Genomic DNA, 11,762 nt, shown 5'->3' with positions numbered 1-11,762 from the left:
CGACAGCGTGACCGGCACGGGCTCGCTGGTGGTGACGGTCGACGACGACACGCCGGTTGCGTTTTCTCCGACGACAGCGAGTGTGAACAACACGGCAGGCCCAGTTTCCAGCCCCATTGCACTCAATTTCGACGCGGCTGCGGGCGCGGATGACGTCGGAGATGTGGTGTTCAACATCACCAATGGGACGCCCTTACTCGATACCAACGGAAACGCTTTGAAGTTGGCAGGTGAGGCGCTGTTCCTTCAGAATGTTGCAGGCTCTGACGGCCACGTTGTCGAAGCCCGCACGGCCGATGGTGATCTTGCTTTCACTGCTACGCTCAATCCGGGAGGCGACAGCTACACGATCGATCTCGACGGAACGATCTACAATTCGGAACAGTTCAGCTTCACCGACCTCTCCGGCACGGTCGGCGGCGGCAACGTCAACTACAAGGGCCTTGGCATCGGTTCGGGTGGAACGCAGGATATCCTGATTTCCGGAAACGGATCGGTGAATACGAACTCGACCGAGATCGGCATTGCTAGCGGTAACGATGTGGGCGCTGGTGACGTCGTTCGTTTTGATCTGGTTTCGAACCTAGCGGTTGAAGCGGCCGCTCCATCGAATGGCAACACCGGTTTCACCCATACCGGGCACTACGAAGTCGCTAGCTATATCCAGAAGATCAGCTTTGTGCAGGGCGGGGGGAGCAACACCACCGGCTTCACGGTCACGATCCGCAATGGCGATAATGATTTCACCTATCTCGGTGACCCGACTGGCGAAACCGCGCCGCCCGACATCACAGTCCGAGTCTATAGCAGCGATCCGGCCACTGGTGGGACCTTGCTGGCGACCTTTACCGACACCGATAACAGCGTCGTCGTGACTGGTGTGAAAGAAGGAAATTACATCCAGGTCACGTCGAGCGATCCTTTCTCAATCGTCGAGTATTCCGACCAGACGGGGCGCCCATTCAAGCTCGGTGCGATCGAAATCGAGACAGCAAATACGCTCAATCCGTTCGATCTCAACCTGCCGATCACGGCGACCGACGGGGATGGTGATAGCGTTGATTCGAGTATCACCGTGCACCTCAATCCGGTGGTGGCGCCGGTCGTGCTGGACCTCGATGGTGCCGGCAATGAATTTGCGTCGTCGTCGGCGAACCTGGCCTACGACTACGATGGCGACGGCGCTGCAACTGCCACCGCCTGGATCGGAAAGGGCAGCGCCATCCTGGCCCATGACGCCAATGGCGACGGCATGGTCAACGATGCGTCCGAGTTCGTTTTTGGAGGGAATGGCATAACCGACCTTGAAGCGATTGCTGCCACCCATGACAGCAACGAGGACGGTGTGCTTGATGCCCGCGACGCGGCATATGGCAGCTTTGGGGTCTGGATCGATGCCGACCTCGACGCGACCTTCGATGCGGGCGAGTTTGTCTCGCTGGCGGATGCCGGGATCGCTTCGATCAACCTGGTGTCCGATGGCCTTGAGAGCCAGGCAGCTGACGGCAGCGTGACGATCTTCGGCCAAACCACGTTCACCTGGGCTGATGGCAGCACGGGCGAGGTCGCCGATACGGCCTTCAGGACCGGAGTTGATCAGGTTCAAGCCAGCGTATCGACCGCCACCTTGGATGGTTCGGGGGCGAATGGCTCGAATGAATTGCGCCAGGACTATCGTGCCTTCGAACTGGCGGCGATCGCGGCAGGTGCCGGCTTCGCCATGCACCAGAGCTTCGAGTTCGGCTCGTTCGCCTTTGCCAATGCACTCGATCTGGCCGATGCCGGTTTCGTACCGGTCGAAAGCTTCGGACAGTTCGCCGACTTCTCGGTCGCGAGCCACTCGGTAGCAGGCGGAGAGTTCGGGCTGTTCGGCCATTCGGCGACGAATGGCGCGGGTTTCGAAGCGCGTGATTTCGGCAGCCTGACGCCTGAGCCGGCATCGGCTCATTTCGCCGACGCGTTCGACCAGGGGCTCGGTAACGCTGCCCCGGTCTATGAAACGGTCGCCCAGCCGTTCCTGCAAGACTTTGCCCAGGCATTGCCGATGGCAGAAGCGATGGCTGGGATGGAGCAGCTGTTGCTGCTCGCCAACGGCGGGGTTGGCAATGGCCAGGTCAATCAAGAGGTCGCCGTCGAAGCCCTGGCGCAGCTCGCCCAGGATGTCGGCATCGACGATCTGATCGATCACTTTGCTGCGGCTGCCGGTGAGGCGCCGGTGCTGGGTGCGATGCACTCAACCGGGGTGGAGCAGCTCTCGGCATTCCTGGACCTGCAGGTCGGGCCCCAGCACGCGGGCGGGCTTGCGGTCGACATTCTTCACGACGCGGCGGCGATGGCGGACGCGGTAAGTCATGCCTGAGAGGCGAAGTAGAGCAACGAGGGGACGATAATGGTACACCAAAGAGTTTTGGCGGGGCTGGCGACAATCGCTGCCGGCCTGGCAGCCACGCCGGCCCTGGCCCAGGACGACTGGTCGGGAATGGATCTGTCGACCCTGAAGGGGCAAGTGCAGCAGCGCTATGACGAAGCTCTGGCGCTGACCCTGGATGGAACGACGGTCAACGCCAATGATCCCCGTTACATCTGGGCGTCCGAGGCCAAGGTCCAGTGCGGTATCGCGCTGGGTTACCTTAAGTCGAGCACGCGGGATTCGGTATCGCTTGGCAAATGCGCAGCCGCCTATGACCGCATGAAGAAGGTTCCGCGCCCGCCCGTGGTGGTTCCGCCGCCACCGCCGCCGGCACGGCAATGCGACCGCGAGCTGCCGGGCCTGATCTTCTTCGAATTCGATTCGGCCACGCCGGGACCGGACGCGACGCAAATCATCGAATATGTGACCGAGAATGCGACGCCCTGTAACTGGCGTTCGTTCACCGTGGTCGGCCACACGGACCGTTCGGGCTCCAATGCCTACAATCTTGGATTGTCGCAGCGGCGTGCCGACGCGGTCGCATCGCTCATGACGGCCGGTGGCATCCCGCAGGGAGCGATCACCACGTCCGCGCAGGGCGAAGAGCATCCGCGCGTACCAACGGCGGATGGCGTGCGGGAATTGCAGAACCGCCGCGTCGAAATCCAGGTCAGCGAATAGGAGAGGGGACCCATGCACAAGCACACCCTGGCTGCAATTGCGGCGATCATGTTGGCCAGCACGGCGCCGTCGGCGATTGCGCAGGCCACCGATGGTGAAACGGTTTCGATGCAGGAGGCGATTGAAGTCGCAATGCAATCGAACCCGGAAATCATCCAGGCACAGTTCAACAAGGAAGCGATCGAATTCGAACGCAAGCAGGCCGAAGGCCTCTACGCGCCGCGGGTCAATATCGAGGCTTCCGCCGGTGTCCGCCGGCTTGAAAACAACACAAGACGGGCCCTCAACATCGCAAACCAGGAACTCTATCCATTGGAAGCCGGAATAACCGGCGAATGGACGGCCATCGATTTCGGCCGCCGCCGCGGCGAACTGCTCCGCCAGGCGGCAAGAGTTGACGGCGCGTCGCTCCGCGTCGTCGAACGGTCAGAGTTCATCGCCCTTCAGGTCGCACGGCAATATCTCGATATCCTGCTGCAGCAGCGCGTTGTCGCCGCTGCACAGGACAATGCCACGTTCCACGAAGCGCTGGTCGCCGACCTCGGTCGCGGGGTCGACCAGGGTTCGATCAGCATTGCCGATCGCCAATAAGCGGAAGAACGGCTCGAGGCTGCACGAGTTCAGCAGGAAGAGGCACTGCAGGCGCTGCAGAATGCCAATATCTCGCTGCGCCGCCTCACCGGGCTCGATGTTACCGGTGTGACCCTGCCGCCGAACCTCGTGTCGGCCATGCCGCCTGATGTGGCTTCGGCAGTGGGCATGGCTCGCCTGCGCAATCCGCTGGTGCGTGAGGCCCAGGCCGATGTCGACGCTGCGAATGCGCTGGTGACTTCCGCGAAGGGCGATCTCTATCCGACCATTGGCCTCGAAGTGCGGGGCCGAATCGGCGAAGATGTCGACGGGTTCCGTGGCGAAACCAACGACGTACAAGGTCGTGTGGTGCTGCGCTGGAACATGTTCGATGGCGGGATCAAGCACGCCCGCGTTCAGGAGACGGTGCGGCAGGCCAGCCTTGCGCGCTATGCCCTGCACGAACGGCAGCGCGAAGCGGAAGAAGACGTCCGCCTCGCGTGGCAGGCGCTGGAAACCCAGGGCCGGGTCGTCCAGGCGCTCGATCGCCAGAGCCAGGTGAGCGATGACCTGCTGCTGTCCTATCGCAGCCAGTTCAATGTTGGACGGCGCTCGCTGCTCGACGTGCTCGATGCGCAGAACACCCGCTTCAACACGCAGGTCCGTCTCGAAACGGCACGCTTCTCACAATTGTTTGCTCAGTATCAGACGCTTGCTGCTACGAACAACTTCCTGGAGGCTCTGAAGGTGGCACCTGGTGCCGGCGCCGGAGCTGCCGAGAGGGAAAGGTTCGATTATGGTCCGCCCGTGCCTGCGGAACTTCAACGTCGCGTCTACCCCCAATAGGGGGCTGGTGGTGTATGGTGTCGAAGATTGAGGGCATCACCGAAGGTGCGGCGCTCGATCCATTGAGCGAGTGCGTTGCCGAGCTGGCAACGCGCTACGGACCTGCGTTCGACCCATCGCTGCTCAATCAGCTACCGCGCAATGCGGAAGGAAGGCTGCCCTGGCACCAGGCCGGGGCAGCCCTCGAATTGTCACGCCTGAATTACGATCCCCTGCAGCTGCGCAAGCTGCCACGTGCGGCTGCCAGTTACCCCGCCTTGGTCCACCTGTCGGGGGGCGATGCTGCAATCGTCCTCGAGACGAACGGGCAGGACCTGCTGGTCTGGCAGCCAACAACGCGTACCGAACAGTGGGTGCCGTTCAACGAACTGCAGCAGCTGTATGCCGGGTCACTGATGCGGATCTTCGGCAACCCCGACGAGCTGCGAGCCAATGAGGCGCCGTGGCATGAAAAGGCCCGGTCGCATTGGTTCTGGAGCGAGCTGCGCAAGGAGCGCCGGGCTTTTGCGCCAGTGTTCCTGGCATCTTTCCTGATCAACCTGCTGGCGATCGCGCTGCCGATCTTCACCATGAACGTCTATGACCGGGTGATACCGAATAAGGCCGCCGAAACGCTGTGGATCCTCGGCGCCGGCGTGGTGATCGCCTTTGCCTTTGAGTTCGCCTTGCGCCGCGCGCGGACTGCGGTGATCGACGAGATTACCCGGCGGCTCGACCTGCGCCTGTCGCAGAAGATTTTCGGCCGCCTGCTGGCATCGCCATTGTCCGAACGTCGCGGCCATACCGGGTCGCTGGCCGCGCGCGTGGCCGAATTCACCACAGTGCGCGATTTCTTCGCCTCGACGACGGTCGTCATGGCGATCGACGTCCTGTTCCTGTTCGTCTTCGTCTTCGTCTTCGTGATCGCGATCATTGCGGGCTGGCTGGCACTGGTTCCGCTGACCATAGTCATGGCAATGCTGGGTGCAGGCTATGTTCTCCAGCGCCGGGTCGTTGCCGCATCACGCGATGCCCAGGCCGACCACGGATTGCAGCAGACATTGCTGGTGGAATCGCTTGGCGGGATGGAAACTCTCAAGAGCCTGGCCGGTGAGGGCGCGATGCTGTCGCGCTGGCATCGCCTGGCCGAGATCGGAACCCATTCGCAGCAGCGCCTGCGCGATGTGAGTTCTTACGCCGTGGGCCTGGCCCAGACATTCCAGCAGGTATCCACCGTATCGCTGGTGATCGGCGGTTATTACCTGTTCGCCGCGGGCACGATCAGCATGGGCGCGATCATCGCCATCGTCATGCTGTCCTCGCGTTCGCTTGCACCGGCAGGACAGATTGCCTTCTTGCTGACCCGTGGGCGGCAGGCACAGGATACGCTCGACAGTATCGAACGCATGTTCGACGGTGGGGATGAACGGCGCAGCGGAAGCAGCCTTTCGTCGTCGACGCTCGAACAGCCGACAATCAGGCTGGATGGCTTGTCCTTCTCCTATGGAGAGGAATCGCATCCCGCGTTGGCGGACATCAATCTGACCATCAATCCCGGCGAGCGGGTGGCCATTGTCGGTCGTGTCGCCTCGGGCAAGTCAACGCTCGGCCGCGTGTTGTGCGGGCTCTACCCGCCGAGCGCGGGGGCGCTGCTCATCAATGGCGTCGACAGCCGTCAGTTCCGCCCTGAACAGATCCGCCGGGCATTGCGGTTTGTCGGTCAGGATGCGGTGCTGTTTACCGGCTCGATCAAGGAAAACCTGTGCCTGTCAGACCCGACGGTCGATGATGCCAGGCTGATCGCCGCGCTCCAGATGACCGGGGCGGATCAGTTCCTATCGCGCGATTCCGGAGGCTTCGATCGTCCGGTCGGCGAAGACGGACGGCACCTTTCGGGCGGACAAAGGGCGTTTCTTGCCTTGAGCCGCGCGCTGGTCGATCCGGCCGAGCTGCTGTTCCTTGACGAACCGACGGGTGCCATGGACAGCGAGACCGAAAAGCTGTTCGTCGAGCGACTGGGCAAGGCTATCGGCCCCGACAAATCGCTGATCATCGCGACGCATCGTCCGGCGCTGTTCGGCATCTGCAATCGCCTGATCATTCTCGATCGTGGCCGCGTCGTTGCCGATGGCCCGGTAAACCAGATTCTGGCGCAAGCCGGTTCCGCCCTGGCGCAGGGGCAGAAATCATGATTGCGGATAGACTCAGGCGCGCGCTGGCCGGCGTCGGCGTGCTGGTTTCGAGCCTGCTGGTGGGCAGCGCTGTCGTTCCGCCTTCGTCGGAATCTGTGCGTGCCATGTCGGTGGCCGAGCCCGAACTTTCGGCCCAGATGGCCAGCATGTCGACCGGCATCGACCAGCCCCTGGCGGTTCTGGGCGACGGAGCGGAAGCGCGCAATGCATTGATCCCGCTGAGCAAGGTAAGGCTGGAAAGCCCAGGCTATCTGCGCCGCGTCGAGATGTCGGCCACCAGTGAGGGCACCGCTGAACGCTGCCTTGCCCAGGCGATCTACTATGAGGCGGCGCTGGAGCCGGTTTCTGGCAAGCGCGCCGTGGCGCAGGTGGTGCTCAACCGTGTGCGCCACCCGGCCTACCCCAACAGCGTCTGTGGCGTTGTCTATGAAGGCGCCAGCAAGCCGGTATGCCAGTTCAGCTTCACCTGCGACGGGTCGCTGTTGCGGAGCCCGGTCAAATCATATTGGGACCAATCCCTGCGGATCGCCCGCGACATGCTGGACGGTGATTCCGTCCCCGAAGTCGGCACGGCGACGCATTATCACGCGGACTATGTCGTACCGCGCTGGGCTTACACGCTTGGCAAGATCACCCAGATCGGGCGCCATATCTTCTACCGTTTCCCCGGCGCCTATGGATCGGCCGGCACCTTCAACCAGCGCTGGTCCGGACGGGAGTTTATCCCGACGCTCGATTTCGCCAATTTGCGGTTGAAGCTGGCGGCGCACCAGGAACTGCTGGACGCTCAGGCGGGTGATTTCGTTCCCGGCACCACGGTTGTCGCCGACGTGAAGGATCGCCACGCGGAAAGCGATGTCGGCGGACGCCTGGATACTACCACGCAATGGCGTCTCGAAATTCCCGATCCGGTCACGTTGAGCGCGGGGTACCGGGCGGCACAGGCAGGCCAAGGGCCGGCTGTATCGGTGATGCCAAACAATTCAAACGAGCTCGGAACTTCTCAATGACATCGCTTAGAGAGCGGTTTGCGACCCTCGACGCGCCGCGCAAGGTAATCGTCATCTCGGCCATCGGCATGGCGCTGTTGTTCCTGTGGTCGAGCTTCGCGCAGGTCGAACAGATCGCCCGCGGCACGGGGAAGGTCATTCCGTCGAGCAAGGCGCAATTGGTGCAACCCTCGGAACCGTCCATCATCGCCGAAATCCTTGTACGCGGGGGGCAGGCCGTAAAGAAGGGCGATCTCCTGGTGCGCCTCGATGACGCGCAGTCCGCATCTGCCCTTGGGCAGCTGGAAGAAGAGAACCGCCGGCTCGCGGTGCGGGCCCAGCGGCTCGAGAACGAGGCTTCGGGTGCCCAACTCGGCTGCGAAGAAGGAGCTCTTTGCGAAGAAGAGCAACGCCTGCAGCAGGTGCGGACCGCAACCGCGCGAGCGCGCGAGAATGCGTTGAGCTCGGCGATCGAGCAGCGCCGCCGCGACCTGCAGGAAGCACAAGCAACCGAAAGCGCGCTGGTGAACAGTGTCCGGCTGGCAAACCAGCAGGTTCAGATGCTCGAGCCGCTCGCGCGCCAGAACATAGTGCCGCAGACCGAGCTACTGCAGGCCCAGCGCGATTTGGTTGATACGCAGGGTCGGTTGGCGGCCGCCCGGCAGGCGGTCGGCCGTTCGTCGGCAGCTATTCGCGAGGCGGAAGCCGATTTGAGCCAGGCGCGGCTCGATTTCCGCCAACAGGCGCTGGCCGAACGCAGCGAAGTCACGACCAAGCTGGCGGTGAACGAAGAGAGCATTCGCGGCGCGGCTGCGCGCCAACAGCGCAACGAATTGCGTGCACCTGCCGACGGTGTGGTCAACGACGTCCAGATCACCACCGTGGGTGGTTTCGTGAACGCAGGTGAGAAGATCATGCAGATCGTCCCAGTGGGCGACAAGCTGCTGGTCGAAGCGCGCATCGAACCGAGTGACCGGGCCTTCATTAAGATCGGCGACCCCGCGAATGTGAAGGTCACGGCTTATGATTTCTCGATCTATGGGGGCCTGCGAGGGCGGGTGCAGCAGGTTTCGGCCGACAGCATCTATGACGAGGCTGAACGCAAGGCTTTCTATACGGTCGTGGTGGAAACTGATCGGTCCTATATCACCAAGAACGGGCAACGCCTGCCGATCGTCCCGGGCATGATCTGCGATGTGGAGATCATTACCGGTCGGCACAGCATCTTGGCCTACCTCTTCAAGCCGATAAACAAGGCCTTCGATCGCGCTCTGACCGAGCGTTGATCATTCCCGGCCTCAGTAGCCGTGCAGGAAACTCCTGCGGCCGTTGAAGCTGAGCACCGGCTGGTAGTCATAGCCCTGAGCAGCATCGAGCACGGTATCGGTGGCGTTGTCGAGCATGCGATAACCAGCGGGCGTGCGCACGATCAGGACCGCATGATCGGCCCTCCGCACCAGATCGCGTGCGATCGTCAGGTACATGTCATCGGGGTCCACCCCGGCCGCCAGCAACATATGCATTTTGAGCAAAGCGATGTCTTCGCAATCGCCCTTGCCCAGCTTGAGCGTGCGGCGTGGCCCAGCCCAATAATCCGCTTTCTTGAACAACGCCCAGTCGTCCGCATAGGCGATGGTATGGTTGACCCAGCGGTTGACGGCCTCCATGCGGCTATCCAGCGGATCGCCGGAGGCGAGGATTGCCCGTGCTTCCCCGCTGAACTGCGGCTTTTCCTGGCTGACGCGATCCCATGAGGCGTCGAAGCTGGTCCTTCCGATTGCAACCTTGCGGCTCGCCAGGAATTCGTCGGGTCCCGCGACCCGCGTCGTCACCAGTGCAGCCGAAGGGCCGATGCCCGCGGTCGGCGCACAACCGAAGCTGGGTGCAACAGCGGCGAGAGCGGGCGCGAGTGGCTTGACGTCGGCCACAGCCAGTGTCGGTGGGGCGGCGTTGGGGATCAGCGGTCCGAATGCGTCTGCCCCAGCTTGCTGCGCGCGCATCGTCTCAAGCGCGCTTGCCGCGCCGCCCAGGACGGCCGATGCCTTGGTGGTGCCCGCTGCATCGCCGCTCTGAGAGGCGTAGCCGCTGACAGGGTCGAACGGGCGGGCGGGACAGGATTCTGTTACCAGCGTCGAGGCGAAGCTCGGCAGCAGTAGCGTTATCAACCCGGCCGATTGGGTGGCCACCGCCGGTGGCGCGACACTGGTGGCCGAAGCGGGAGCCGCCAAGCATGCGATCGCAAGCACCGAGCCGGTAGCGGCCCGTCGCAAGCTGTTGGTGATGAGGTTCCCACGCTTCATGGTGCCGTGGATACGGAACCAACCTCAAGGCACGGTTTCGGCTGTTGGTTAACGCGGCGTTGGGATTCGGCGGGTGCAAGGACCCATGGAGCACCTTTGCCTACCCGTTCACGCGGCCTGCTCGGAATCGGACGAGAATCTGCGGTGGGGCCAGGTTAGTCTCGCGGTGCAGTCACTTGGCGAGGAGGCGAGCGTGGCAGCGTTTGTATTTGCCGGGGGTGCAGCCGGTCGCGGTGGTTATGATCGGCTTCGGACCTATCCCTGCACTGGCCGCTCGTCGGGCGGCTGTATCTCTTCTCTCCTGGCGCGGACGCAGCCGGGTTAGAACGGAGAGACATATGCTGACTAGAACGGAGCGGGACGAAGCAGTGGCAAGCCTCAGGGCGTTTGCCGATCGCTACGCAGGCCTGCAGATCGAATCGACCGGGGCCACGGCCGTCAATTATTCCGGGGTGCTCTACAATGTGAAAGGCAGCACGCCCGATCCCAAGATTGGCGGCCTGACGTGGAAAGCATTGCTCGAACGCTATGGCATCAGCGGCGCGTGCTATGCCAACACGCCGACTGCGCCGTCGGATTCAAGCCATCCCGATTTCAGTGTCGGCGGCCACGTAACGCCCAACAAGGATGGTAGCGTGCCTACCGGCGGAAACTGCTATCTGATGCCGCTGTGTTACTGGCACAACGGCAAGGCCAACGATGAAAAGGCCTTCAATCACAGCCAAACCGCCATGCTGCAGCTCAGCGGCTATATGACGGGCGATCTTGCAGCCACCTTCATGGCGCGGATGGCGGGGGCGGCACCGCTCGCCTTGGTACAGCTCGATGATTCAGGGCTGGCCTATCGCAGCATTGCCGATGATCCTGGTGCCATCGATGATGCGCTGCAAGCTGTTGGCGCGAAGCCAGCTTATATCCTGCTCCGGCGGCGGGGTGAGGGGGATACGGCCACCTATACGATCGAGCGGTCGCAGTTCGCCGATTAGGGGTGGGCATACAAAAAGGGCGGTGCCTCGCAGCACCGCCCTTGCTTGATCAGCGAAAGCTGTTCGAAGCGTAAGCTTGGGCTTACTTCAGCTCGACGGTACCGCCGGCTGCTTCGATCTTGCCCTTGATGTCTTCGGCTTCGGCCTTGTTCACGCCTTCCTTGAGCGCCTTGGGAGCGCCTTCGACGAGAGCCTTGGCTTCGGTCAGGCCCAGGCCGGTGATGGCGCGGACTTCCTTGATGACCTGGATCTTCTTGCCACCGTCGCCGGTGAGAATGACGTCGAATTCGTCCTTCTCTTCGACTGCGGCGCCAGCATCGCCACCACCAGCAGGTGCGGCAACGGCAACAGCAGCGGCGGCGCTAACGCCCCACTCTTCTTCAAGCGCCTTGGCAAGCTCGGCGGCTTCCATGACGGTCAGCTTCGACAGTTCTTCAACAAGCTTGGCGATATCGGCCATGATGTTTCACTCCAAAATTAGGCTGGGGCTCCGCTCGGGAATACCCCAATGAATAAGTCGCTGTGTGCGATGAACCTGGCTTACGCCGCTTCCTTGGCGCCATAGGCACCGAAGACGCGGGCGAGCTTGCTCGCGGGGGCGTTGACGAGCTGGACAACCTTGGTTGCCGGCGCGTTGACGAGGCCCACGATCTTGCCACGAAGTTCGTCGAGGCTCGGCATCGAGGCGAGTGCCTTGACCCCTGCTTCGTCGAGTGCAGTCGCTCCCATGGAACCACCGACGATTTCGAGCTTGTCGTTCGTCTTGGCGAATTCCACTGCCACCTTGGCAGCTGCAACCGGGTCTTCGC

At 62.5% G+C, this 11,762-nt stretch carries 11 protein-coding genes; 8 read left to right on the top strand and 3 right to left on the bottom strand.

The genetic code is table 11. The features are described from left to right. The 7 genes from AAFM29_RS11680 to AAFM29_RS11650 all read left to right on the top strand — a co-directional run. Nucleotides 1–2,359: hypothetical protein (locus AAFM29_RS11680; protein WP_341712974.1), on the top strand; the 2,359-nt coding region annotated here is incomplete at its 5' end. Nucleotides 2,360–2,389: 30 nt separating this feature from the next. Continuing rightward, nucleotides 2,390–3,091 (top strand): OmpA family protein, encoded by a 702-nt coding sequence (locus AAFM29_RS11675; RefSeq protein WP_341712973.1) that lies wholly within the window; start codon nt 2,390–2,392, stop codon nt 3,089–3,091. A gap of 12 nt (nt 3,092–3,103) precedes the next feature. Further along, nucleotides 3,104–3,682, top strand: a complete 579-nt coding sequence (locus AAFM29_RS11670) for a TolC family protein (RefSeq protein ID WP_341712972.1) — start codon at nt 3,104–3,106, stop codon at nt 3,680–3,682. A 108-nt stretch (nt 3,683–3,790) separates the two neighbouring features. Beyond that, the gene (locus tag AAFM29_RS11665; protein ID WP_341712971.1) at nt 3,791–4,507 is read left to right on the top strand and encodes a TolC family protein; all 717 of its coding nucleotides are present in this window, start codon (nt 3,791–3,793) and stop codon (nt 4,505–4,507) included. Nucleotides 4,508–4,524: 17 nt separating this feature from the next. Beyond that, a complete protein-coding gene (locus AAFM29_RS11660) occupies nt 4,525–6,678 on the top strand; it encodes an ATP-binding cassette domain-containing protein (protein WP_341712970.1) in 2,154 nt (717 codons plus the stop codon). After that, the gene (locus tag AAFM29_RS11655; RefSeq protein ID WP_341712969.1) at nt 6,675–7,688 is read left to right on the top strand and encodes a cell wall hydrolase; all 1,014 of its coding nucleotides are present in this window, start codon (nt 6,675–6,677) and stop codon (nt 7,686–7,688) included. The genes AAFM29_RS11660 and AAFM29_RS11655 overlap by 4 nt, the downstream gene beginning before the upstream one ends. Continuing rightward, nucleotides 7,685–8,953 carry an HlyD family type I secretion periplasmic adaptor subunit gene (locus tag AAFM29_RS11650; RefSeq protein ID WP_341712968.1) on the top strand — a complete coding sequence of 423 codons (1,269 nt, stop codon included), beginning with the start codon at nt 7,685–7,687 and terminating at the stop codon, nt 8,951–8,953. The genes AAFM29_RS11655 and AAFM29_RS11650 overlap by 4 nt, the downstream gene beginning before the upstream one ends. A 12-nt stretch (nt 8,954–8,965) precedes the next feature. Here the strand turns inward: AAFM29_RS11650 and AAFM29_RS11645 are convergent, their stop codons facing one another. Beyond that, nucleotides 8,966–9,967, bottom strand: coding sequence for a transglutaminase-like cysteine peptidase (locus tag AAFM29_RS11645; RefSeq protein WP_341712967.1), 1,002 nt, complete (start codon nt 9,965–9,967; stop codon nt 8,966–8,968). A 338-nt stretch (nt 9,968–10,305) separates the two neighbouring features. Here AAFM29_RS11645 and AAFM29_RS11640 point away from each other — a divergent pair, with 338 nt between their 5' ends. Then, entirely contained in the window at nt 10,306–10,953 is a 648-nt protein-coding gene (locus AAFM29_RS11640; protein WP_341712966.1) for a hypothetical protein, read from the top strand. A gap of 82 nt (nt 10,954–11,035) precedes the next feature. On the opposite strand, the gene rplL is transcribed toward AAFM29_RS11640, so the two are convergent. Together rplL and rplJ are read right to left on the bottom strand one after the other, a co-directional pair. After that, nucleotides 11,036–11,413, bottom strand: coding sequence for a 50S ribosomal protein L7/L12 (rplL, locus tag AAFM29_RS11635; RefSeq protein WP_341712965.1), 378 nt, complete (start codon nt 11,411–11,413; stop codon nt 11,036–11,038). A gap of 80 nt (nt 11,414–11,493) precedes the next feature. Next, a partial coding sequence (rplJ, locus tag AAFM29_RS11630) for a 50S ribosomal protein L10 (RefSeq protein WP_341712964.1) occupies nt 11,494–11,762 on the bottom strand: 269 nt, incomplete at its 5' end.

Source organism: Erythrobacter sp. (genome assembly GCF_038133525.1).
Classification (GTDB): domain Bacteria; phylum Pseudomonadota; class Alphaproteobacteria; order Sphingomonadales; family Sphingomonadaceae; genus Qipengyuania.
The sequence above is the reverse complement of the archived record's forward strand: the minus strand, read 5'-3'. Positions and strand labels throughout refer to the sequence as shown.